This window comes from Streptomyces sp. NPDC047017 (genome assembly GCF_040644175.1).
Classification (GTDB): Bacteria; Actinomycetota; Actinomycetes; order Streptomycetales; family Streptomycetaceae; genus Streptomyces.
Genome location: NZ_JBEYVW010000013.1, coordinates 243,560 through 266,946 on the forward strand (window position 1 = coordinate 243,560; position 23,387 = coordinate 266,946).

20 protein-coding genes and 4 tRNA genes are annotated in these 23,387 nt (G+C 69.9%); 5 read left to right on the forward strand and 19 right to left on the reverse strand.

All coding sequences use genetic code 11. The annotated features are described in order from the left end of the window. Window positions 1–75: 75 nt before the first annotated feature. The 10 genes from ABZ858_RS22825 to ABZ858_RS22870 all read right to left on the reverse strand — a co-directional run bounded on the left by ABZ858_RS22825 (window position 76) and on the right by ABZ858_RS22870 (window position 13,426). Window positions 76–3,975: a DNA-directed RNA polymerase subunit beta' gene (locus tag ABZ858_RS22825; RefSeq protein WP_361381439.1), complete on the reverse strand. Its 3,900-nt coding sequence runs from the start codon at window positions 3,973–3,975 to the stop codon at window positions 76–78. Window positions 3,976–4,077: 102 nt separating this feature from the next. Beyond that, window positions 4,078–7,563, reverse strand: a complete 3,486-nt coding sequence (gene rpoB / locus ABZ858_RS22830; protein WP_361381442.1) for a DNA-directed RNA polymerase subunit beta — start codon at window positions 7,561–7,563, stop codon at window positions 4,078–4,080. A 616-nt stretch (window positions 7,564–8,179) separates the two neighbouring features. Continuing rightward, on the reverse strand, window positions 8,180–8,563 hold the full coding sequence (gene rplL / locus ABZ858_RS22835; protein ID WP_361381446.1) for a 50S ribosomal protein L7/L12: 384 nt from the start codon (window positions 8,561–8,563) through the stop codon (window positions 8,180–8,182). Between the two features lie 116 nt (window positions 8,564–8,679). Next, window positions 8,680–9,210: a 50S ribosomal protein L10 gene (gene rplJ, locus ABZ858_RS22840; RefSeq protein ID WP_361381449.1), complete on the reverse strand. Its 531-nt coding sequence runs from the start codon at window positions 9,208–9,210 to the stop codon at window positions 8,680–8,682. Between the two features lie 304 nt (window positions 9,211–9,514). Next, the gene (locus ABZ858_RS22845; protein ID WP_361381452.1) at window positions 9,515–10,396 is read right to left on the reverse strand and encodes a DUF1396 domain-containing protein; all 882 of its coding nucleotides are present in this window, start codon (window positions 10,394–10,396) and stop codon (window positions 9,515–9,517) included. Window positions 10,397–10,572: 176 nt separating this feature from the next. Further along, window positions 10,573–11,298, reverse strand: coding sequence for a 50S ribosomal protein L1 (gene rplA, locus ABZ858_RS22850; protein ID WP_361381455.1), 726 nt, complete (start codon window positions 11,296–11,298; stop codon window positions 10,573–10,575). An 88-nt stretch (window positions 11,299–11,386) separates the two neighbouring features. Next, a complete protein-coding gene (rplK, locus tag ABZ858_RS22855; RefSeq protein WP_164581833.1) occupies window positions 11,387–11,821 on the reverse strand; it encodes a 50S ribosomal protein L11 in 435 nt (144 codons plus the stop codon). Window positions 11,822–11,990: 169 nt separating this feature from the next. Beyond that, window positions 11,991–12,878, reverse strand: a complete 888-nt coding sequence (gene nusG, locus ABZ858_RS22860) for a transcription termination/antitermination protein NusG (RefSeq protein WP_361381459.1) — start codon at window positions 12,876–12,878, stop codon at window positions 11,991–11,993. A gap of 80 nt (window positions 12,879–12,958) precedes the next feature. Then, window positions 12,959–13,246, reverse strand: a complete 288-nt coding sequence (gene secE / locus ABZ858_RS22865; RefSeq protein ID WP_361381461.1) for a preprotein translocase subunit SecE — start codon at window positions 13,244–13,246, stop codon at window positions 12,959–12,961. A 107-nt stretch (window positions 13,247–13,353) separates the two neighbouring features. Next, window positions 13,354–13,426 (reverse strand) — tRNA-Trp (locus tag ABZ858_RS22870). Window positions 13,427–13,695: 269 nt separating this feature from the next. Here ABZ858_RS22870 and ABZ858_RS22875 point away from each other — a divergent pair. Next, on the forward strand, window positions 13,696–14,922 hold the full coding sequence (locus ABZ858_RS22875; RefSeq protein ID WP_361381464.1) for a pyridoxal phosphate-dependent aminotransferase: 1,227 nt from the start codon (window positions 13,696–13,698) through the stop codon (window positions 14,920–14,922). Window positions 14,923–15,053: 131 nt separating this feature from the next. Next, on the forward strand, window positions 15,054–16,085 hold the full coding sequence (locus ABZ858_RS22880) for an adenosine deaminase (protein WP_361381467.1): 1,032 nt from the start codon (window positions 15,054–15,056) through the stop codon (window positions 16,083–16,085). Between the two features lie 76 nt (window positions 16,086–16,161). Here the strand turns inward: ABZ858_RS22880 and ABZ858_RS22885 are convergent, their stop codons facing one another. The 7 genes from ABZ858_RS22885 to ABZ858_RS22915 form a co-directional block, all read right to left on the reverse strand. Continuing rightward, window positions 16,162–16,968: a thioredoxin domain-containing protein gene (locus tag ABZ858_RS22885; protein WP_361381470.1), complete on the reverse strand. Its 807-nt coding sequence runs from the start codon at window positions 16,966–16,968 to the stop codon at window positions 16,162–16,164. A 124-nt stretch (window positions 16,969–17,092) separates the two neighbouring features. Further along, on the reverse strand, window positions 17,093–18,148 hold the full coding sequence (locus ABZ858_RS22890; protein WP_361381473.1) for a UDP-N-acetylmuramate dehydrogenase: 1,056 nt from the start codon (window positions 18,146–18,148) through the stop codon (window positions 17,093–17,095). 93 nt (window positions 18,149–18,241) lie between these two features. Continuing rightward, on the reverse strand, window positions 18,242–18,670 hold the full coding sequence (locus tag ABZ858_RS22895) for a MaoC family dehydratase (RefSeq protein WP_361381476.1): 429 nt from the start codon (window positions 18,668–18,670) through the stop codon (window positions 18,242–18,244). Beyond that, window positions 18,667–19,131, reverse strand: coding sequence for a MaoC family dehydratase N-terminal domain-containing protein (locus tag ABZ858_RS22900; RefSeq protein WP_361381479.1), 465 nt, complete (start codon window positions 19,129–19,131; stop codon window positions 18,667–18,669). The genes ABZ858_RS22895 and ABZ858_RS22900 overlap by 4 nt, the downstream gene beginning before the upstream one ends. A gap of 98 nt (window positions 19,132–19,229) precedes the next feature. Next, a complete protein-coding gene (gene rpmG / locus ABZ858_RS22905) occupies window positions 19,230–19,394 on the reverse strand; it encodes a 50S ribosomal protein L33 (protein WP_003948671.1) in 165 nt (54 codons plus the stop codon). 90 nt (window positions 19,395–19,484) lie between these two features. Then, window positions 19,485–19,557, reverse strand: a tRNA-Met gene (locus ABZ858_RS22910). Between the two features lie 46 nt (window positions 19,558–19,603). Beyond that, window positions 19,604–19,676: transfer RNA gene (locus tag ABZ858_RS22915), tRNA-Thr, on the reverse strand. A 256-nt stretch (window positions 19,677–19,932) separates the two neighbouring features. Here ABZ858_RS22915 and ABZ858_RS22920 point away from each other — a divergent pair. After that, window positions 19,933–21,207 (forward strand): amidohydrolase family protein, encoded by a 1,275-nt coding sequence (locus tag ABZ858_RS22920; RefSeq protein WP_361381482.1) that lies wholly within the window; start codon window positions 19,933–19,935, stop codon window positions 21,205–21,207. A gap of 257 nt (window positions 21,208–21,464) precedes the next feature. Next, on the forward strand, window positions 21,465–22,121 hold the full coding sequence (locus tag ABZ858_RS22925) for an SDR family oxidoreductase (RefSeq protein ID WP_361381485.1): 657 nt from the start codon (window positions 21,465–21,467) through the stop codon (window positions 22,119–22,121). 25 nt (window positions 22,122–22,146) lie between these two features. Here the strand turns inward: ABZ858_RS22925 and ABZ858_RS22930 are convergent, their stop codons facing one another. Both ABZ858_RS22930 and ABZ858_RS22935 read right to left on the reverse strand, forming a co-directional pair. Continuing rightward, the gene (locus ABZ858_RS22930; protein ID WP_361381487.1) at window positions 22,147–22,359 is read right to left on the reverse strand and encodes a hypothetical protein; all 213 of its coding nucleotides are present in this window, start codon (window positions 22,357–22,359) and stop codon (window positions 22,147–22,149) included. A 118-nt stretch (window positions 22,360–22,477) separates the two neighbouring features. Beyond that, a tRNA-Tyr gene (locus ABZ858_RS22935) sits at window positions 22,478–22,559 on the reverse strand. A 257-nt stretch (window positions 22,560–22,816) separates the two neighbouring features. Between ABZ858_RS22935 and ABZ858_RS22940 the strand changes: the two genes are divergently transcribed. Then, window positions 22,817–23,305 carry a YajQ family cyclic di-GMP-binding protein gene (locus ABZ858_RS22940; RefSeq protein ID WP_361381489.1) on the forward strand — a complete coding sequence of 163 codons (489 nt, stop codon included), beginning with the start codon at window positions 22,817–22,819 and terminating at the stop codon, window positions 23,303–23,305. Window positions 23,306–23,387 lie beyond the last annotated feature (82 nt).

Genomic DNA, 23,387 nt, shown 5'->3' on the forward strand with positions numbered 1-23,387 from the left:
CGGTCCCCGGCCCCGCACACACGCCGAAGGGCGGCCACCCCCACCGGGGTGACCGCCCTTCATGCTGCTGCTCGCTTACTGGTTGTACGGACCGTAGTCGTAGTCCTCCAGCGGGACGGCCTGGCCGGAGCCGGTGCCGAACGGCGAGTAGTCGATGTCGTCGTAGCCGACGGCCGAGTACATCGCGGCCTTGGCCTCCTCGGTCGGCTCCACCCGGATGTTGCGGTAGCGGGACAGGCCCGTACCGGCCGGGATGAGCTTACCGATGATGACGTTCTCCTTGAGGCCGATGAGGCTGTCGGACTTGGCGTTGATCGCCGCGTCCGTCAGGACTCGGGTCGTCTCCTGGAAGGAGGCGGCCGACAGCCAGGATTCCGTCGCCAGCGAGGCCTTGGTGATACCCATCAGCTGCGGACGGCCGGAGGCCGGGTGACCGCCCTCCTGGACCACACGACGGTTCTCGTGCTCGAACTTCGAGCGCTCGACCAGCTCGCCGGGCAGCAGCTCGGCGTCGCCGGACTCGATGATCGTCACGCGGCGGAGCATCTGCCGGATGATGATCTCGATGTGCTTGTCGTGGATCGACACGCCCTGCGAGTTGTAGACCTTCTGGACCTCGCCGACCAGGTGGACCTGGACGGCACGCTGACCCAGGATGCGCAGCACGTCGTGCGGGTTGGTGGCACCCACGGTGAGCTTCTGGCCCACCTCGACGTGGTCGCCCTCGCCGACCAGCAGACGGGCGCGCTTCGAGATCGGGTACGCCGTCTCGTCGCTGCCGTCGTCCGGCGTGATGACGATCTTCTTGGTCTTCTCGGTCTCCTCGATCCGCACCCGGCCGCTGGCCTCGGAGATCGGGGCGACACCCTTCGGGGTACGGGCCTCGAAGAGCTCGACGACACGCGGCAGACCCTGGGTGATGTCGTCACCGGCAACACCACCGGTGTGGAAGGTACGCATCGTCAGCTGGGTACCGGGCTCACCGATGGACTGGGCGGCGATGATGCCGACCGCCTCACCGATGTCGACCAGCTTGCCGGTGGCCAGCGAGCGGCCGTAGCACATCGCGCAGGTGCCGACCGCGGACTCGCAGGTCAGGACCGAGCGGGTCTTGACCTCCTCGACACCGCGGGCGACCAGCTCGTCCATGAGCACGTCACCGAGGTCCGTGCCGGCCGGGGCCAGCACCTGGCCGTCGACGACGATGTCCTCGGCGAGGCAGCGCGCGTACACGGACGTCTCGACGTCCTCCGCCTTGCGCAGCACGCCCTCGGCGTCGCGCTCGGCGATCCGCAGCTTGAGGCCGCGCTCGGTGCCGCAGTCCTCCTCGCGGATGATGACGTCCTGCGAGACGTCCACCAGACGACGGGTGAGGTAACCCGAGTCGGCGGTACGCAGGGCGGTGTCCGCCAGACCCTTACGGGCACCGTGCGTGGAGATGAAGTACTCCAGCACGGACAGGCCCTCACGGAACGACGCCTTGATCGGACGCGGGATCGTCTCGTTCTTCGCGTTCGACACCAGACCACGCATACCGGCGATCTGACGCATCTGCATCATGTTGCCTCGTGCGCCCGAGTTCACCATCATGAAGATCGGGTTGGTCTTCGGGAAGTTCTCGTTCATCGCCTCGGCGACCTCGTTGGTCGCCTGGGTCCAGATCTGGATGAGCTCCTGCGTGCGCTCTTCCTTGGTGATCAGACCGCGCTCGTACTGCTTCTGGACCTTCTCGTCCTTGGCCTCGTACCCGGCGACGATCTCCTTCTTCGCCTCGGGGACGACCACGTCGGAGATGGCGACGGTGACGCCGGAGCGGGTGGCCCAGAAGAAGCCGGACGCCTTCAGGTTGTCGAGCGTCGCCGCCACGATGACCTTCGGGTAGCGCTCGGCGAGGTCGTTGACGATCTCGGAGAGCTGCTTCTTGCCGACCTCGTAGTCGACGAACGGGTAGTCCTCGGGCAGCAGCTCGTTGAAGAGCGCGCGGCCCAGGGTCGTCCGCAGCCGGAAGGTGTCACCCTGCTGCCACTCCGGCTCGCCCTCCTCGCGCGCCGGCGGGGTCCAGCCGCGCGGCGGGATGGTGCCCACCGGGAAGCGGATGTCCACCCTCGACTGCAACGACAGCTCACCGGCGTCGAACGCCATGATCGCCTCGGCGACCGACGCGAACGAACGGCCCTCGCCCTTGACGTCCCGCATCTCGCCGTCGGTGGTGAGGAAGAACAGACCGAGGACCATGTCCTGGGTCGGCATCGTCACCGGACGGCCGTCGGCGGGCTTGAGGATGTTGTTCGAGGACAGCATCAGGATGCGGGCCTCGGCCTGCGCCTCCGCGGACAGCGGCAGGTGCACGGCCATCTGGTCACCGTCGAAGTCCGCGTTGAACGCGGTGCACACGAGCGGGTGGATCTGGATGGCCTTGCCCTCGACCAGCTGCGGCTCGAAGGCCTGGATGCCGAGGCGGTGCAGGGTGGGCGCACGGTTCAGCAGCACCGGGTGCTCGGCGATGACCTCTTCGAGGACGTCGTACACGACGGTGCGGCCGCGCTCGACCATGCGCTTGGCCGACTTGATGTTCTGCGCGTGGTTCAGGTCGACCAGGCGCTTCATCACGAACGGCTTGAACAGCTCCAGGGCCATCGCCTTGGGCAGACCGCACTGGTGCAGCTTGAGCTGCGGGCCGACGACGATGACGGAACGCGCCGAGTAGTCGACTCGCTTGCCCAGCAGGTTCTGGCGGAAGCGGCCCTGCTTGCCCTTGAGCATGTCGGACAGCGACTTCAGCGGACGGTTGCCGGGGCCCGTGACCGGGCGGCCGCGGCGGCCGTTGTCGAAGAGCGCGTCGACGGCCTCCTGGAGCATGCGCTTCTCGTTGTTCACGATGATCTCGGGCGCGCCGAGGTCGAGAAGCCGCTTCAGGCGGTTGTTGCGGTTGATGACCCGGCGGTACAGGTCGTTCAGGTCGGAGGTCGCGAAGCGGCCACCGTCCAGCTGCACCATCGGACGCAGGTCCGGCGGGATGACCGGGACGCAGTCCAGGACCATGCCCTTGGGGCTGTTGGAGGTCTGCAGGAACGCGGAGACGACCTTCAGCCGCTTGAGGGCGCGGGTCTTCTTCTGGCCCTTGCCGGTGCGGATGATCTCGCGGAGCTTCTCGGCCTCCTCGTCGAGGTCGAAGGACTCCAGGCGCTTCTGCAGCGCCGCGGCACCCATCGAGCCGTCGAAGTAGGTGCCGAAGCGGTCGCGCAGCTCGCGGTAGAGCAGCTCGTCGCCCTCCAGGTCCTGGACCTTGAGGTTCTTGAACCGGGTCCAGACCTCGTCGAGGCGGTCGATCTCGCGCTGCGCGCGGTCGCGCAGCTGCTTCATCTCCCGCTCGGCGCCCTCGCGCACCTTGCGGCGCACGTCGGCCTTGGCACCCTCGGCCTCCAGCTCGGCCAGGTCGGTCTCGAGCTTCTTGGCCCGGGCCTCCAGGTCGGCGTCGCGGCGCTGCTCGACCTGCTGGCGCTCGACGGAGACATGCGCCTCCAGCGAGGGCAGGTCGCGGGTGCGGCGCTCCTCGTCGACGTACGTGATCATGTACGCCGCGAAGTAGATGACCTTCTCCAGGTCCTTCGGGGCGAGGTCCAGCAGGTAGCCCAGCCGGCTCGGCACGCCCTTGAAGTACCAGATGTGCGTGACGGGGGCGGCCAGCTCGATGTGGCCCATCCGCTCACGGCGCACCTTGGCGCGGGTGACCTCGACGCCACAGCGCTCGCAGATGATGCCCTTGAAGCGGACGCGCTTGTACTTGCCGCAGTAGCACTCCCAGTCCCGGGTGGGGCCGAAGATCTTCTCGCAGAAGAGCCCGTCCTTTTCCGGCTTGAGGGTGCGGTAGTTGATGGTCTCGGGCTTCTTGACCTCGCCGTGGCTCCACTGACGGATGTCGTCAGCGGTGGCCAGGCCGATCCGGAGCTCGTCGAAGAAGTTGACGTCGAGCACTATGCGTCAATCCCTCTCAGGGTCGTAAGTCTGTGGTCTGAAACGGGGGCCTGGGGGTCGGCGGGGGCCTCACTCATCGGTGAGGCCCCTGCCGGACTCCCGTCAGACCTCTTCGACGCTGCTCGGCTCGCGCCGGGACAGGTCGATGCCGAGCTCCTCCGCAGCGCGGAAGACATCCTCGTCGGTGTCGCGCATCTCGATGGACATGCCGTCGCTGGACAGCACCTCCACGTTGAGGCAGAGGGACTGCATCTCCTTGATGAGCACCTTGAAGGACTCGGGGATGCCGGGCTCGGGGATGTTCTCGCCCTTGACGATGGCCTCGTAGACCTTCACGCGGCCGGTGACGTCGTCGGACTTGATGGTCAGCAGCTCCTGGAGGGCGTAGGCGGCGCCGTACGCCTCAAGTGCCCACACCTCCATCTCGCCGAACCGCTGGCCACCGAACTGAGCCTTACCACCCAGCGGCTGCTGGGTGATCATCGAGTACGGGCCGGTCGACCGCGCGTGCAGCTTGTCGTCGACCAGGTGGTGCAGCTTCAGGATGTACATGTAGCCGACCGAGATCGGGTCCGGGAACGGCTCACCGCTGCGGCCGTCGAACAGCCGCGCCTTGCCGGTCGGGAGCACCATGCGCTCGCCGTCCCGGTTCGGGATGGTGTGCTGGAGCAGACCCGCCAGCTCGTCCTCGCGGGCACCGTCGAAGACCGGGGTGGCGACGTTGGTGCCGGGGTCGACCTGGTCGGCGCCGATGACCTGGAGGCGCTGGGCCCACTCCTCCGCGAGGCCGGAGACGTCCCAGCCGCGGCTGGCGAGCCAGCCGAGGTGGATCTCCAGGACCTGTCCCGGGTTCATCCGGGACGGGACACCCAGCGGGTTCAGGATGATGTCGACCGGGGTGCCGTCCTCCAGGAACGGCATGTCCTCGATCGGCAGGATCTTGGAGATGACGCCCTTGTTGCCGTGGCGGCCGGCGAGCTTGTCACCGTCGGTGATCTTGCGCTTCTGCGCGACGTAGACGCGCACCAGCTGGTTCACACCGGGGGGAAGCTCGTCGCCCTCCTCGCGGTCGAAGAGGCGGACGCCGATGACCTTGCCGATCTCGCCGTGCGGGACCTTCAGCGAGGTGTCACGGACCTCACGGGCCTTCTCGCCGAAGATGGCGCGCAGCAGGCGCTCCTCCGGGGTCAGCTCGGTCTCGCCCTTGGGCGTGACCTTGCCGACCAGGATGTCGCCGGCGACGACATCGGCACCGATGCGGATGATGCCGCGCTCGTCGAGGTCGGCGAGGACCTCCTCGGAGACGTTCGGGATGTCCCGGGTGATCTCCTCGGGGCCGAGCTTGGTGTCACGGGCGTCGACCTCGTGCTCCTCGATGTGGATCGAGGAGAGGACGTCGTCCTGCACGAGGCGCTGCGACAGGATGATCGCGTCCTCGTAGTTGTGACCCTCCCACGGCATGAACGCCACGAGCAGGTTCTTGCCGAGGGCCATCTCGCCGTTCTCGGTGGCGGGACCGTCGGCGAGCACCTGGCCCGCGATGACGTGGTCGCCCTCGTTGACGATGACCTTCTGGTTGACCGAGGTGCCCTGGTTGGAGCGGGCGAACTTGGCCAGGCGGTACGTGATGTACGTGCCGTCGTCGTTGGCGGTGGTGATGTAGTCCGCGGAGACCTCCTGGACCACACCGGCCTTCTCGGCCTTGACGACGTCGCCGGCGTCGACGGCGGAGCGGTACTCCATGCCGGTGCCGACGAGCGGGGCCTCGCTCTTGATGAGCGGGACGGCCTGGCGCATCATGTTCGCGCCCATGAGGGCGCGGTTGGCGTCGTCGTGCTCCAGGAAGGGGATCATGGCGGTCGCGACCGACACCATCTGGCGCGGCGAGACGTCCATGTAGTCCACGTCGTCACCGGCGACGTAGTCGACCTCGCCGCCGCGGCGGCGGACCAGCACGCGGTTCTCGACGAAGCGCATCTCGTCGCTCAGCGGCGCGTTGGCCTGGGCGATGACGAAGCGGTCCTCCTCGTCGGCGGTCAGGTAGTCGACCTCGTCGGTGACCTGGCCCTCGACGACCTTGCGGTACGGCGTCTCGATGAAACCGAACGCGTTGACCCGCCCGTAGGAGGCCAGCGAGCCGATCAGGCCGATGTTCGGGCCTTCCGGCGTCTCGATCGGGCACATGCGGCCGTAGTGCGAGGGGTGCACGTCACGGACCTCGAAGCCGGCCCGCTCACGGGAGAGACCACCCGGGCCGAGGGCGTTGAGACGACGCTTGTGCGTCAGGCCCGACAGCGGGTTGTTCTGGTCCATGAACTGGGACAGCTGGCTGGTGCCGAAGAACTCCTTGATGGAGGCGACGACCGGCCGGATGTTGATCAGGGTCTGCGGCGTGATCGCCTCGACGTCCTGGGTGGTCATGCGCTCGCGCACGACGCGCTCCATACGGGCGAGACCCGTACGGACCTGGTTCTGGATCAGCTCGCCGACGCTGCGGATGCGGCGGTTGCCGAAGTGGTCGATGTCGTCGGTCTCGACGATGATCGAGCGGCCGGACTCGCCGGTCGTCTCGGTCTCACCGGCGTGCAGCTTCACCAGGTACTTGATGGTGGCGATGACGTCGTCGGTGGTGAGCACGCCGGCGTCCAGCGGCTCGTCCGCGCCGAGCTTCTTGTTGACCTTGTAGCGGCCGACCTTCGCGAGGTCGTAGCGCTTCGGGTTGAAGTAGAGGTTCTCCAGAAGCGTCTGCGCGGCCTCACGCGTGGGGGGCTCGCCCGGACGCAGCTTGCGGTAGATGTCGAGCAGCGCGTCGTCCTGGCCCTGGGTGTGGTCCTTCTCCAGGGTGGCGCGCATCGACTCGTACTGGCCGAACTCTTCGAGGATCTGCTCGTTGGTCCAGCCGAGCGCCTTCAGCAGTACGGTGACCGACTGCTTGCGCTTGCGGTCGATGCGGACACCGACCATGTCGCGCTTGTCGATCTCCATCTCCAGCCAGGCACCCCGGGACGGGATGATCTTGGCGGAGAAGATGTCCTTGTCGGACGTCTTGTCGATGCTTGAGTCGAAGTAGACGCCGGGCGAACGGACCAGCTGCGAGACCACGACACGCTCGGTGCCGTTGATGACGAAGGTGCCCTTGTTCGTCATGAGCGGGAAGTCGCCCATGAAGACGGTCTGGGACTTGATCTCGCCGGTCTCGTTGTTGGTGAACTCGGCCGTGACGAAGAGCGGGGCGGCGAACGTGAAGTCGCGCTCCTTGCACTCGTCGATGCTGTTCTTCGGGGGCTCGAAGCGGTGGTCGCGGAACGTCAGCGACATCGACCCGGAGAAGTCCTCGATCGGGGAGATCTCCTCGAAGATCTCCTCCAGACCGGACTTGGTGGGGACGTCCTGACCGGACTCCAGAGCCGCCTCGACGCGAGCCTTCCACGCGTCGTTGCCGAGCAGCCAGTCGAAGCTCTCGGTTTGCAGCGCGAGAAGGTTCGGAACCTCGAGGGGCTCCTTGATCTTTGCAAAGGAGATGCGCAGCGGGGCGGTGCTGGCAGCATTGTTCGTATTCGCGGTCGAGGCATTGCGCGAGGCGGCCAAGAGGGGGTCCTTCCGAGGGCTCGGACTCACTACGCGCGTACCGGCCCCTCTCCCACGCACCGGGACAGACGGTGCCTGAAGTGGCCGTCAGGCCAGGTCAGGTGCGGTCCGGTCGTCGATGCTCGAGTGAGGGCATGCCCCTGGTGACGGGCAGGGGACAGCTAACAGGCAGCGCAAAGGGTCAGTGTAGCCACTTGGCTCACTGATGTCCAGTGCGGGTTTCCGCGACCCTCTGAGACCCTCGTTGTCGTCACCGCCTGCGGCCTGCCGCCCTCAACGCACGTTGATACTGCCCTCTTCGCCGTCGATCCATGCCTCGGATTCGGATCGTTGTGACGACGCGTCCTGAGAATTGCGCGCTGCGTGCGGTTCGTCAAGGCCCCCCTGCCCGAACCCGGGTGCCGCCATCGTCACTCGCGGCCTGCCGCCGGGGCCTGTCGAGGCCGAACGATGATCACCATACCCCTCCCCATCACGGGTGCAAGGCCGCCACAGCCACCCCCCGGGAACGCCGAAGAGCGACCACCCGGATGGATGATCGCTCCTCGGTGCGTTCGCGTTACAGCCCGGTCGGGCCGTGTTCAGCGCGCGGAGAGTCCTTGGCGGACCCGTGAGGTCACTTGACCTCGACGGAGGCGCCGGCGCCCTCGAGGGACTCCTTGGCCTTGTTCGCGGCCTCCTTGTTGACCTTCTCCAGGACGGGCTTCGGCGCACCGTCGACCAGGTCCTTGGCCTCCTTCAGGCCGAGGGAGGTCAGCTCGCGCACGACCTTGATGACCTGGATCTTCTTGTCGCCGGCACCGGTGAGGATGACGTCGAACTCGTCCTGCTCCTCCTCGACCGGGGCGGCCGGGCCACCCTGGGCCGGGCCCGCGACGGCGACGGCCGCGGCGGCGGTGACGTCGAACTTCTCCTCGAAGGCCTTCACGAACTCGGAGAGCTCGATGAGGGTCATCTCCTCGAACTGGGCGAGCAGGTCTTCCTGGGTGAGCTTCGCCATGATGGGCGATCCTTCCACTGATTCGGCAGGTGCCGGATGTACTGGGTGTGGCGGGCGTACGTCGGCCCGCTGCGACCCGTGCCGCCTAGGCGGCCAGGGTCAGAAAGCGAGCCGAGTTACTCGGCACCGCCCTGCTCGTCCCGCTTGGCGCGAAGCGCGTCCACGGTGCGGACGAGCTTCGAGGGAAGCGCCTGGAAGAGCTGAGCAGCCTGGGACTGCTTGCCCTTGAAGGCACCCGCCAGCTTGGAGAGCAGAACCTCGCGGGACTCGAGGTCCGCAAGCTTCTTGATCTCGTCGGCGGACAGCGCCTTGCCGTCAAGGACACCGCCCTTGATGACGAGATTCGGGTTGTCCTTGGCGAAGTCACGGAGACCCTTCGCCGACTCCACCGGGTCACCGGTGACGAAGGCGACAGCCGTCGGACCATTGAACAGGTCGTCCAGCGTCGTGATCCCGGCCTCGTTGGCCGCAATCTTGGTCAGCGTGTTCTTCACCACGGCGTACTGGGCGTTCTCACCGAGCGAACGACGCAGCGTCTTGAGCTGCGCCACGGTGAGACCGCGGTACTCGGTCAGCATGGCAGCGCTGGAGTTGCGGAACTGCTCCGTCAACTCCGCCACTGCGGCAGCCTTGTCGGGCCTCGCCATAGAGCCTCGGCCTCCTTCCGGGTGATTCTGACCGCGCGGACCCGAAGGAGGACTGGGGAAAACGAAACGCCCCGGCGCAGGCGCTCGGGGCGGACTCGACCGGGCGGGACACGCGCCATGGCGCGCGCACTCCGGGAGTACTTCCACTGACACCTGCGCGGGTCGTCCGCATTGTCAGCGGATCCTTCGGCCACCGCGCCCTCTGCGAGCGCACGGCAACGACCAGCGGTCTTTGGCTTCGACCGGAAGACTACGGGACCGGGGCACCGCCGGGCAAATCCGCCCGGCGGCGGCTCGGCCGGGCTCAGGCCGCGCCGGCGCCCTTCAGCAGCTCGGCCATGTCCGTGGTCTCCGCGGCCGGGGGCGCGGTGACGTCCACGGGCTTGTTGAAGTCGAGGAAGGTCATGGTCAGGTCGAGCGGCCCCTTGGCGGCCGCGCCGCGCAGCCGGAACTGCTTGGTGTGCTGCTGCGCGTCGACCCACTGGTCCATGGTGAGCTTCGAGACGCCCAGCTTCTCGTATCCGTCGAGGCTCTGCTGCTGCTTCTTCTGGACGTCCGCGCCCTTGCCCGCGTTCTGCTTCTCCAGCTCCGCGCGCAGGTCGTCGAGGGTGGCGGTGCCCCGGTAGTGGGTGGTCTTGACACCGTCCACGGTCTCGGAGCCGATTTTCCGCACGTCCTTGGCGCCCGTGAGGAGCTCGGACTCGGTCGCCGGGTTCTTCTCGGCCTGGGCGGCCCCGCCGAGCTGGTCCAGCCCCGCGCCGCCCGCTCCGGCCGCGGACATGTCGATCTTCATCCAGCGCTTGCCGTGCATCTCCTGGGCGGCCTCGGCGCCTCCGTCGAGGTACATCGCCTTGTCGACCAGCCGGAGCTCCACGGTCTGGTTCTCGCCCTGGACGGCCACCGTCATCTTCATGCTCATGGCCAACGCGGGCTTCATCCGCATCCGGGCCTCGCCCTCGAGCCGGCCCTGGCCCGGGATCTGGCCGGTCATGCGGTAGTGCAGGCTGTCGATGGTGGCCGTGTTCCTGGCCGCCGCCGCCACGGCCGCGGCCGGGGTCATCCCGGGCGACTCGGCGCCCTTGCCGCAGCTCACCGCTCCGGCGGCGAGCAGCAGGGCGGCCAGGCCGGCGCCCGCCGCCCGGCGCCGCAGGCAACCGCGTACGGGCGTGCGCACAGAGATCTCCATTGGTTCCCCCCAAGGAACAGACTGGTTTCACACAGCAAGGACTCGAATCTATCCGAACGATGATCGAGAAGTCCGGGGGTTTCCGGTCCCTGCCCGAGCGGGGACGGCGGCAACGGGACGAGCCCCGCACCCGGAAGGGGTGCGGGGCTCGTCGCCTGCCGATGTGAGCCGTGGGCTCAGACCGCGGCCGGGTCCTCCTCGACGAGGAGGTTGCGGGTGCGGTTCGGGTCGAGCGGGATGCCGGGGCCCATCGTGGTGCTGATGGCGGCCTTCTTGATGTAGCGACCCTTGGCGGCGGACGGCTTCAGACGGAGGATCTCCTCCAGCGCGGCGCCGTAGTTCTCCACCAGCTTGCTGTCGTCGAACGACGTCTTGCCGATGATGAAGTGCAGGTTCGAGTGCTTGTCGACGCGGAACTCGATCTTGCCGCCCTTGATCTCCGTCACGGCCTTGGCCGTGTCGGGGGTCACGGTGCCGGTCTTCGGGTTCGGCATCAGACCACGCGGGCCGAGGACGCGGCCGAGGCGGCCGACCTTGCCCATGAGGTCCGGGGTGGCGACGACGGCGTCGAAGTCCAGCCGGCCCTTCGCCACCTCGTCGATCAGCTCGTCGGCGCCGACGATGTCGGCGCCCGCGGCACGCGCGGCCTCGGCACGGTCACCGGTCGCGAAGACCAGGACCCGGGCGGTCTTGCCGGTGCCGTGCGGAAGGTTCACGGTGCCACGGACCATCTGGTCGGCCTTGCGCGGGTCGACACCCAGACGGAAGGCGACCTCGACGGTGCCGTCGAACTTGGACGTGGAGGTCTCCTTGGCGAGACGGACGGCCTCGAGCGGGGCGTACTGCTTCTCCCGGTCGATCTTGGCGTCCGCAGCGCGGAGAGCCTTGCTGCGCTTGCTCACAACTGCTCCTGGGGGTTCTGAAAAGGAGTCGTGGTACGGGCCGAGCAGGCCCTGCCACGGTCTTACGGGGGTGTGACGAAGCTGGGGATCAGCCCTCGACCGTGATGCCCATGGAACGGGCGGTGCCGGCGATGATCTTCGCGGCGGCGTCCAGGTCGTTGGCGTTGAGGTCGGGCAGCTTGGTCTGGGCGATCTCGCGGACCTGCGCGTCGGTGATCTTCGCGACCTTGGTCTTGTGCGGCTCGCCGGAGCCCTTCTCCACGCCCGCGGCCTTGAGGATCATCTTCGCGGCCGGCGGCGTCTTGGTCACGAAGGTGAAGGAACGGTCCTCGTAGACCGTGATCTCCACCGGGATGACCCAGCCACGCTGCGACTCGGTCGCGGCGTTGTACGCCTTGCAGAACTCCATGATGTTGACGCCGTGCTGGCCCAGCGCCGGGCCGACCGGCGGAGCCGGGTTCGCCGCACCGGCGTTGATCTGGAGCTTGATGAGCCCCGTGACCTTCTTCTTCTTGGGAGGCATAGCTCTCCGGGTCCTTTCGGTTCGGGTCCTGCCCGCGCTCGGGGACCACCCGGACGCAGGCATACCGCACAACGATAACGGGTATGGATGCGCGGCTGAAAACCGAGCAGGTCAGACCGGCTGCAACCAGCCTGCCTGACCTGCGCGGAAGCAGTACGCCCAGAAAAAACTAGTTCTTCTGGATCTGGTCGAAGCTCAGCTCGACCGGGGTCTCGCGGCCGAAGATCTCGACGAGGCCCTTGACCTTCTTCGAGTCGGCGTTGATCTCGTTGATCGTGGCCTGCAGCGTGGCGAACGGGCCGTCGGTGACGGTGACCGAGTCGCCGACCTCGAAGTCCAGCACCTGGACCTCGACCTTGCGCTGCGGGGCCGGCTTGCCCTCGGCCTCGGCGGCCTCGCGGGCGGCCTTCTCCTCCGCCTCCGGCGCGAGCATCTTCACGATCTCGTCCAGGGACAGCGGGTAGGGGTCGTAGGCGTTGCCCACGAAGCCGGTGACGCCCGGGGTGTTGCGGACGACGCCCCAGGACTCGTTCGTCAGATCCATGCGGACGAGGACGTAACCGGGCAGCTTGTTCTGCCGGACGGTCTTGCGCTCGCCGTTCTTGATCTGGACGATCTCTTCCTCGGGCACCTCGGCCTGGTAGATGAAGTCCTCGACGTTCAGCGAGACGGCGCGCTGCTCCAGGTTGGCCTTCACGCGCTTCTCGTAGCCGGCGTAGGTGTGGATCACGTACCACTCGCCGGGCAGCGTGCGCAGCTCATCGCGGAGCGCGGCGACCGGGTCGAGGACGGGCTCGGGCTCGGCCTCGACGGCGTCCTCGGCCTGCTCGTCGGCGGCCTCGGTGTCCTCGTCGGTGTCCTGGGCGGACTCGGCGGACTCAGCGGTGTCCTCGTCGGACTCGTCCTCGACGTGGACTGCGTCCTGCTCGGCGGGCTCGCCCGCGGCGGCGTCGGCAGCCTCGGCCTCGTCCGCCTCGTCCGCACCCTCGACGATGTCGAGCTCGTCATCCACGGACTCGGTCGGCTCGATGGCGTCGTTCAGGTTCGGGTCAGACACGGTGGCTGCTTCTTCCTGGATACTTGGGGTGGAACATGCGAAAACGGGCGCCGGTAACCACGGCGCCCTTCGCTCTTGGCTCAGCCGAAAACGTACTTGGCCGCGTGGTTGAGCCCATAGTCAATCACGGTCACCAGGGCGATCATGATGACGACGAAGACAATCACCACGGTGGTGTACGTGGACAGCTGGTTGCGTGTCGGCCAGACGACCTTGCGGAGTTCGGCGACGATCTGCCGGTAGAAGAGGGCAAGGCGCTTGAGCGGGCCCTTCTTGGCCCGCTTGCCGCCCTTGCGCGGCTTCTTCTGGGACTCCGCCACCTCGTCCTGGGATTCAGGCGTGTCGATGGAGCCCACGGCGTCCGTCATGCGTCCTCACCTGATTCCGGGTCATGGCCGTGCCGCGCCCGGTCGAGCCGCACGGCGGTGCATTGCTGTACGTACATGCGCACACATCCTGGCGAAGGTGTGTGTAGCAGGGCCGGAGGGACTTGAACCCCCAACCGCTGGTTTTGGAGACCAGTGCTCTACCAATTGAGCTACGACCCTTTGTGTGTCCCCCAACGTACCGCATCCGACCGGATGCCCGGTGCGCACCGGGTGCGGCGGCTGCTGAAGGCCAACGAGGTGAGAGTGTACGTGGTCCGGGGCCGGGCGTCGAACAGAAAATGGTCTTGAACGGCCTCCCGGGCGCCGCGGGCCGGAAGATCTCCTGGCCGGGGAGCGGATTCGGACGGTTGTTCAGGGCTTGAGCCGGTCCTGTTCAGTCCGTGAAACCCGTGTGCCCCGGTCGTTCGCGGTCTGGAACGATGGACGGCATGAGCGCTGCAATCCCTCCCACCGAGCGCCGGGTCTCCGCCCGCATCGGCGCGATCTCCGAGTCCGCCACCCTCGCCGTGGACGCCAAGGCCAAGGCCCTGAAGGCCGCCGGGCGTCCGGTGATCGGCTTCGGCGCCGGTGAGCCCGACTTCCCGACTCCGGACTACATCGTCGAGGCCGCGGTCGAGGCGTGCAGGAACCCGAAGTTCCACCGCTACACGCCGGCCGGCGGCCTGCCCGAGCTGAAGGCCGCGATCGCCGCGAAGACGCTGCGTGACTCCGGCTGGGAGCCGGACGTCTCGCAGATCCTGGTCACCAACGGCGGCAAGCAGGCCATCTACGAGGCCTTCGCCGCGATCCTCGACCCGGGCGACGAGGTCATCGTCCCGGCGCCGTACTGGACCACGTACCCGGAGTCGATCCGGCTGGCCGGCGGTGTCCCGGTCGAGGTCGTCGCCGACGAGACCACCGGCTACCGGGTCACGGTCGAGCAGCTGGAGGCCGCCCGCACCGAGCACACCAAGGTCGTCCTGTTCGTCTCCCCGTCCAACCCGACCGGCGCGGTGTACTCCGAGGCCGAGACCGAGGCGATCGGCCGCTGGGCCGTGGAGCACGGCCTGTGGGTGCTGACCGACGAGATCTACGAGCACCTGGTCTACGGCGACGCGGTCTCCGTGTCCCTGCCGGCGCTCCTGCCCGAGCTGCGCGACAAGTGCGTCGTCGTCAACGGCGTGGCCAAGACGTACGCCATGACCGGCTGGCGGGTGGGCTGGGTGATCGGCCCGAAGGACGTGGTCAAGGCCGCGACCAACCTCCAGTCGCACGCCACCTCCAACGTCTCCAACGTCGCCCAGGCCGCCGCCCTGGCCGCCGTCTCCGGCGGCCTGGAGGCCGTCGCGGAGATGCGCGAGGCGTTCGACCGGCGCCGCCGGACGATCGTGCGGATGCTCAACGAGATCGACGGGGTGCTCTGCCCGGAGCCCGAGGGCGCGTTCTACGCCTACCCGTCGGTGAAGGCGCTCATCGGCAAGGAGATCCGCGGCAAGCGCCCGCAGGACAGCGTCGAGCTGGCCGCGCTGATCCTGGAGGAGGCCGAGGTCGCGGTCGTCCCCGGTGAGGCGTTCGGCACGCCGGGCTATCTGCGGCTGTCCTACGCCCTCGGTGACGAGGACCTGATCGAGGGCGTGAGCCGGCTCCAGAAGCTGCTGGCGGAGGCGCGGGACTGACGTCCGCCTGCCCTGTGGGGCGGCCGCCTCCGGTTCGGTCCGGGGGCGGCCGCCCCATTTGTTTGTGCGAGCAAGGCCACTAACGGGGAAACGGCTTCCGGGACGGCGCGCGCATACGGCAGGATCGGCGGATGGAGCGTGTACGTGATGTCTCTCAGCTGCCGAAGGCCCATCTGCACCTGCACTTCACCGGGTCGATGCGGCCGGCCACCCTGCTGGAACTGGCCGACAAGTACGGCGTACGGCTGCCCGAGGCGCTGACCGACGCCCTGTTCAGCGGGGAGCCGCCGAGGCTGCGGGCGACCGACGAGCGGGGCTGGTTCCGCTTCCAGCGGCTGTACGACGCGGCGCGCTCCTGCCTGCGCGAGCCCGAGGACATCCGGCGGCTGGTGCGGGAGGCCGCCGAGGAGGACGTCAAGGACGGCTCGGGCTGGCTGGAGATCCAGGTGGACCCGACCTCGTACGCGCCGCGCCTGGGCGGCCTGATCCCGGCGCTGGAGATCATCCTGGACGCGGTGGACTCGGCCTCGCGCGACACCGGCCTGGGGATGCGGGTGCTGGTCGCGGCCAACCGGATGAAGCACCCGCTGGACGCCCGCACACTGGCCCGGCTCGCGGTGCGCTACCGCGACCGGGGCGTGGTCGGCTTCGGGCTGTCCAACGACGAGCGCCGGGGCATGGCCCGGGACTTCGACCGGGCGTTCGCGATCGCGCGCGAGGGCGGCCTGTTCGCGGCGCCGCACGGCGGCGAGCTGGCCGGGCCGTCCTCGGTCCGCGACTGCCTGGACGACCTGCACGCCCACCGCGTGGGCCACGGGGTGCGCGCGGCGGACGACCCGCGCCTGCTGCGGCGCCTGGCGGAGCGCGGGGTGACCTGCGAGGTGTGCCCGGCGTCCAATGTGGCCCTCGGGGTGTACGAGAAGGCGGCGGACGTGCCGCTGCGGACCCTGTTCGACGCGGGTGTCCCGATGGCCCTGGGCGCCGACGACCCGCTGCTGTTCGGCTCCCGGCTCGCGGCCCAGTACGAGATCGCCCGCCGCCACCACGCCTTCACCGACGCCGAGCTGGCGGAACTGGCCCGCCAGTCGATCCGCGGCTCGGCGGCCCCGGAGGACGTCCGGGCCAAGCTGCTGTCGGGAGTGGACGACTGGCTGGCCGACTGAGACGGGCCCGGGGCCGCAGGCACGGGGTCCGGGCCCGGCGCGGGCCGGGACGCCGCGTGCGGGTCCGCGGGGCGGGTCAGGGCTGGGACATCGCCGCGATCACCAGCGGCAGCGTCTGCTTGTCGAAGATCCCGCGGGCCAGCTTCTGGTCGACGATCTTCCCGTCCACCTTCATGGTGGGCGTGCCGGTCGCCCCGGAGGTGTCGAAGGCGTGCTCGGAGGCGGTCACGAAGCCGCGGTACTTCATGCCCTTGACCGCCGCGTCGAACTCCTTGCCGCGCAGCCCCTTCACCCGGGAGGCCAGCTCCAAGAGGAACGCGTCGGTGTAGCCGTCGGTGCTCTCCTCGGGCTGGTGGGCGTAGAGGAGGGCGTGGTACTCGGCGAACCTGCCCGCGTCCAGGGCGGCCCGCAGGGCGTTGGCGGCCTTCCGGGAGCCCTGGCCGCCGAGCCGGGCGTCGAGGAAGGAGGCCAGCGTGTACTCCACCCGCACCTGGCCGGAGCGGACCAGCTCGCCCAGGGCCTCGCCGCCGCCCTGGGTCTCGAAGTCCTTGCAGACCGGGCAGCGCGGGTCCTCGTAGACATGGACGACGGTCTTCGCACTCGGTGACCCGACGCGGACGGTGGTGCCGTCGGGGGCCAGCGTCTGGGTGGTCCGCACCGCGGCGGTCGCCTGGGCGGCCGGTGTCCCGCCGCCGGCCTTGCCGCCGCCGTCACCGCCGTCACCGCCGTCACCGCTGTCGCCGCCGGAGCTGCAGCCGGTGGCGAGCGCGCCCACCAGGACCGCGGCGGCCGTGAGCGCGGCGGTGCGGCCCCCTCGCCGGTCCCGCGCGCCGCCTGTGCCTCGTACGCCCCGTACGCCTCGTACGTCCCGTACGTCCCGCATGGGTGTTCCCCTCCCTGTCGAACGACGATCGACCCTACGCGATCTCTGTGAGGGGTCCTGACCGGTCCCCCGCACCCGCTCGGAGCCCGCGCCCGTACCGGGAGAGGTCGCGAGGGGGCGTCGGCTACAGGCTCACGCCCACCGTCACCGGCTCGTTCACCAGGGTCACCCCGAAGGCCTCACGGACGCCGGCCACCACCTCGCGGGCCAGGGCCAGCAGGTCCTCGGTGGTCGCCTCGCCGCGGTTGGTGAGGGCGAGCGTGTGCTTGGTGGAGATCCGGGCCGGCCCGGAGCCGTAGCCCTTGGTGAAGCCCGCCTTGTCGATCAGCCAGGCCGCGGAGGTCTTGGTGCGCCCCTCGCCCGCCGGGTACGCGGGCGGCTCGGCGTCCTCGCCCAGCCGCCCGCGCACGCGCGCGCGGAACGCGGCGGACTCGGCGTCGGTGAGGATCGGGTTGGTGAAGAAGGACCCGGCCGACCACGTGTCGTGGTCCTCGGGGTCCAGCACCATGCCCTTCCCGGCGCGCAGCCCCAGCACGGTGTCGCGGGCGGTGGCCAGCGGCACCCGGTCCCCCACCGCCACGCCCAGCGCGCGCGCCGTCTCGGCGTACTTGACGGGCGCCGACAGTCCGCCGGCGTCCTCCAGCGCGAACCGGACGCGCAGCACGACATACCGCTCGGGCGCGCCCTTGAAGCGGCTGTGCCGGTAGGAGAACGCGCACTCCTCGTTGGTCAGGGTGACCGTCTCGCCCGCCCGGCGGTCGTAGGCGACGACCTCGGTGACGGTGGCGGAGACCTCCTGGCCGTACGCCCCGACGTTCTGGATCGGGGTGGCGCCCGCGGAGCCGGGGATGCCGGACAGGCATTCGATGCCCGCGAGGCCGGCCTCGACGGTGCGGGCGACGGCGTCCGTCCACACCTCGCCGGCGGCCAGCTCCAGCGTCGTACCGCTCAGCTCGAAGCCGGTCGTGGCGATGCGCAGGGCGGTGCCGTCGAAGCCCTTGTCGCCGATGACCAGGTTGGAGCCGCCGCCGATGACGAGCAGCGGGGTGCCTGCGGCGTCGGCCTCGCGGACGGCGTCGATCACCTCGGCGTCGGTGGCCGCGGTGATCAGCCGGGTCGCGGGGCCGCCCAGCCGGAAGGTGGTCAGCGGGGCGAGGGGCGCGTCGTGGAGTTCCTGCACGCGCCCAAGACTACGAGACCCCGCTGACAGCCCGGCGAGACCCCGCTGGGAAGTCGGTACGCGCGCGGCCCGCGCGGGGCCGTGCGCGCGCCGTCAGGCCAGGCGGACGACCGCCCGGGACATGCCGAGCACCTTCTGCCCGCCGCTGGTGACCGTCAGGTCGACCCGCACGGTGCGGTCGTCGAGCTTGGCGGCGACCTTGCCGACGACCTCGATCAGGGCGCCCTTGTCGTCGTCGGGGACGACGACGGGCTTGGTGAAGCGCACGCCGTACTCGACGACCGCGCCGGGGTCGCCCGTCCAGTCGGTGACGACGCGGACCGCCTCGGCCATGGTGAACATGCCGTGCGCGATCACGTCCGGCAGCCCGACCTCCTTGGCGAACCGCTCGTTCCAGTGGATCGGGTTGAAGTCCCCGGAGGCGCCCGCGTACTGGACGAGGGTGGCGCGGGTCACGGGGAAGGTCCGGGCCGGCAGCTCGGTGCCGACCTCGACGTCGTCGTAGGCGATCTGGGCCGTCATCGGTTGTCTCCCGCCTCCTCGGCGGCGCGGGCCACCAGCTTGGTCCAGGCGGTCACGACGTGCTCGCCGGCCTCGTCGCGCACCTCGCCGCGGACGTCCAGGATGTCGTTGCCGGCCAGGGACTTGATCGCCTCGATGGTGGAGGTGACCGTCAGCCGGTCACCGGCGCGCACGGGCCGGGTGTAGGCGAACTTCTGGTCGCCGTGCACCACGCGGCTGTAGTCGAGTCCGAGCTGCGGGTCCTGGACGACCACTCCGGCGGCCTTGAAGGTGATCGCGAAGACGAAGGTCGGCGGGGCGATCACATCGGGGTGGCCGAGCGCCCGGGCGGCCTGCGGGTCCGTGTACGCGGGGCTGTCGTCACCCACCGCCTGCGCGAACTCGCGGATCTTCTCCCGGCCCACCTCGTAGGGGTCGGTGGGCGGGTAGGTCCGCCCCACGAAGGACTGGTCGAGCGCCATGGCCCGCAACCTCCTGGTGTCGCTCTCGTTCGGAACCGATTCGGAAACACCATGAGGCCGCCCCCAGGTACAGGGGCGGCCTCATGAATGAGCCTGATTTATCGCGTTTCGCGGTGCGCGGTGTGCGCGTTGCAACGCGGGCAGTGCTTCTTCATCTCCAGACGATCCGGGTTGTTACGCCGGTTCTTCTTGGTGATGTAGTTCCGCTCCTTGCACTCCACGCAGGCCAGCGTGATCTTCGGGCGGACGTCGGTGGCAGCCACGTGAGTGCTCCTAAGACGAACGGATGGACTAATTCAACGCAAGAAAGAGTAGCCGATCGAAGGACCGACCCCGCAATCGGCTACTGTCAGTAGCGGTGACCGGACTTGAACCGGTGACACAGCGATTATGAGCCGCTTGCTCTACCGACTGAGCTACACCGCTTTGATGAGATCAGCTCCCGCCTCGCGACGGGAACCTCTCACACCAGAGCCCCAATACGGAATCGAACCGTAGACCTTCTCCTTACCATGGAGACGCTCTGCCGACTGAGCTATTGGGGCGAGCGAGGAAGACATTACACGGTCCGCAGCCGTTCGCCCAAATCCGTTCCGCGGCCCCTCGCGCCCGGCCCCCACGGCCGCCGGCCGGGCGGCCACACCGGTACGACTATTGCGCTCCTCCCGCCTCCCGGCGGGCGGCCACCCTAGGCTCGACGCACTCTGCGTGATCATGCTTCGCCGTCCGGTCCGCGCGCCCGGCGTGTGTGTCCCCGCCCCCTGCCTGCCCCTGTCTGCCCCCTGTCGTACCTGGAGTGCGATGCCCCCCGGTCAGTCCCCGCCGCCCCACCCGCCCTCCTCCCCCGGCCCGTCCGGACCGTCCGGGCCGCCGGACCCGGACACCCTGCTGCTGTGCGGGGCCCGGCTGACCGACGGGCGGACCGTGGACGTACGGCTGGCCGGCGGGCGCATCGAGGCGGTCGGCACGGCCGGGAGCCTCGGCGCGGCCGGCGCGTGCGGCGGTGCGGTGAGCGTGGACCTCGGCGGCTATCTGCTCCTGCCGGCCCCGGCCGAGCCGCACGCCCACGCCGACACCGCGCTGACCGGCGACACCGACGGCCCGGTGTCGTACGAACCGGAGGACGTCCAGCGCCGGGCGACCGAGGCCGCGCTGCTCCAGCTCGGCCACGGCGCGACCGCGCTGCGCGCGCATGTGCGCGTGGGCGACGTGCAGGGGCTGGGCGCGCTGACGGCCGTGCTGCGGGCCCGGCGGGCGCTGCGCGGACTGGCCGAGCTGACGACGGTGGCGGTGCCGCGTGTGCTGACCGGGGCGGCCGGCGCGGACGGCCTCGCGGTGCTGCGGGACGCGGTGAAGATGGGCGCCTGCGTGGTGGGCGGCTGCCCGGACGTGGACCCCGACCCGACCGGCTACGTGGAGGCCGTCCTGGAAGTCGCCTCCGAGCACGGCTGCCCCGTGGACCTGCACACCGACGCCACCGACCCCGCCCGGCTGGCGCGGATCGCGGCGATGGCGGGCGGGCTGCGCCCCGGGGTGACGCTGAGCCCCTGCGGTGGTCTCGCCCGGCTGCCCGCCGAGGCCGCCGCCCGCACCGCCGACCAGCTCGCCGCGGCCGGGGTGACGGTGGTGTGCCTGCCCCAGGGCGGCTGCGCGGGCGCGGAGGGGCCCGGGACGGCTCCGGTACGGCTGCTGCGGGCGGCCGGGGTGCGGGTGGCCGCGGGCAGCGGCGCGCTGCGGGACGTCTCGAACCCGGTGGGGCGCGGTGACCCCCTGGAGGCGGCCTATCTGCTGGCCTCGCGCCACGGGCTGCGGCCCGAGGAGGCGTACGGCATGGTGAGCGCCTCGGCCCGCGCGGCGCTCGGCCTGCCCGAGGTGCGGGTGGAGGCCGGTTTCCCCGCCGAACTCCTCGCGGTGCGCGGCGACCGGCTCGCGGGGGCGCTGTCGCTCGCGTACAGCCGCATCGTGGTGCACCGGGGGCGCGTGGTGGCGCGTACCAGCGCGCTACGCGAGTTCTGCGACTCGGCGGCGTCGGTGGAACTGGGGCTGCCGAGGCAGGGGCGCAGCGAGCTGTCCTGAGCGGGGCGCCCGGCCTGGGCGGGGGCGAGGGCAAGGGGAAGGGCAAGGGCAAGGGGTGGGCGGCGGGCGGATGTTCGGGGACGCGGCGCCGCTGAGGGGGGCGGGCGGTGGGGCGGTGGGGTGCGGCGGATCGCCGGGCGGCAGGCGGCAGGCGGCAGGCGGCAGGCGGCAGGCGGCAGGCGGCAGGCGGGGTCATGGGGGGGCGGGCGGGCGAAGTCGTGCGGCGGATGCGGCCGTCCGGGCGTACGGTCGGAGACATGCGGATTGTCATCGCTGGTGGTCATGGTCAGATCGCGCTGCGGCTGGAGCGGCTGCTCGCCGCGCGCGGAGACGAGGTGGCGGGGATCATCCGCCGCGCGGAACAGGGTGAGGACCTGCGGGCGGCGGGCGCCGAACCGATCGTGCTGGACCTGGAGTCGGCCTCCGTGGCGGAGGTCGCGGAGCGGCTGCGGGGCGCGGACGCGGCGGTGTTCGCGGCGGGCGCGGGGCCGGGCAGCGGCACGGCCCGCAAGGACACGGTGGACAAGGGAGCGGCGGTCCTGTTCGCGGACGCGGCGGTGCGCGCGGGCGTACGCCGTCATGTGGTCGTGTCGTCGATGGGCGCGGACGCCGCCCACCGGGGCGACGAGGTCTTCGACGTGTACCTGCGCGCCAAGGGCGCGGCGGACGACCATGTCCGCGCCCAGCGGGACCTGGACTGGACGATCCTGCGCCCCGGTTCGCTCACCGACGAGCCGGGCACCGGCCAGGTCCGGCTGGAGGCCCGCACCGGGCGCGGCGCGGTGCCCCGCGCCGACGTGGCCACGGTCCTGGCGGAACTGGTGGACACCCCGGCGACGGCCGGCCTGACCCTGGAACTGGTCGGCGGTTCGACGCCGGTGTCGGTGGCGGTGAAGTCGGTGGCGGGCAACTGAGCGGGGCGGCCGCGGCCGCCGGAACTCAGAACAGGGCGAGCTGCCCTGGGAAGTCGGGCACGGCGTACCCGTCCAAGGAGGGCTGCGCCGCCCCGAGTTGCGCGGGCAGGCGCGAGCCGGGGCACGAGGTCAGCTCGCCGCTGCCGCGCGCACCGGGCGGATCGTGCCGCGCGAACCGTCCGGCGACGACGGCGATCTCACGACGGCACACGGGGCAGGCTCTGCGGCGCGAGGACATGGGTTCAGTGTGCACCGGCCCACTGACATCGCGACGCCCCGCCGCCCCGGGGTCGGGCCGCTCCCGCCGAACACGAAGAAACCCCCTCCGATCAAGTCGGAGGGGGTTTTCCCCAGTGTGGCGGCGCCAGGATTCGAACCTGGGAAGGCTGAGCCGGCAGATTTACAGTCTGCTCCCTTTGGCCGCTCGGGCACACCGCCGGGGTTCGCTGCCGTTCGAACCGCTTTTCGGCGGTGCTCCGTGGCAACGACGTAAACAATACCCGATGCGCGGGGGTGCTTCGCCACCTGATCGATCCGCGCCCCGGGGGCGCCGGATGACTAGGCTGGGGCGGATGCGGACCCGGCCCCAGTGACCGGGCCCGGCGGCTCCCCCACGCTCGCCGGTTCGCACTCGAACAGCACGCAGGCACACCCCGATACACCCCGATACACCCCGATACAAGGAGCCACAGGACATGGCCGACTCCAGTTTCGACATCGTCTCGAAGGTCGAGCGGCAGGAGGTCGACAACGCCCTCAACCAGGCCGCCAAGGAGATCTCGCAGCGCTACGACTTCAAGGGCGTGGGCGCCTCGATCTCGTGGTCCGGTGAGAAGATCCTCATGGAGGCGAACTCGGAGGACCGGGTGAACGCGGTCCTCGACGTCTTCCAGTCCAAGCTGATCAAGCGGGGCATCTCGCTGAAGGCGCTGGAGGCGGGCGAGCCGCAGCTCTCCGGCAAGGAGTACAAGATCTTCGCCACCATCCAGGAGGGCATCTCCCAGGAGAACGCCAAGAAGGTGGCCAAGCTCATCCGCGACGAGGGCCCCAAGGGCGTCAAGGCCCAGGTCCAGGGCGAGGAGCTGCGCGTCAGCTCCAAGAGCCGCGACGACCTCCAGGCCGTCATCTCCCTGCTGAAGGGCCAGGACTTCGACTTCGCACTGCAGTTCGTGAACTACCGGTAGGTCCGGGACGTGTGAGGGGGGCCCGCCCGCCCCGCCGCCCCTTCCCCCGCCACCGCCTGCACCGGCCGACACCGCCCGACCC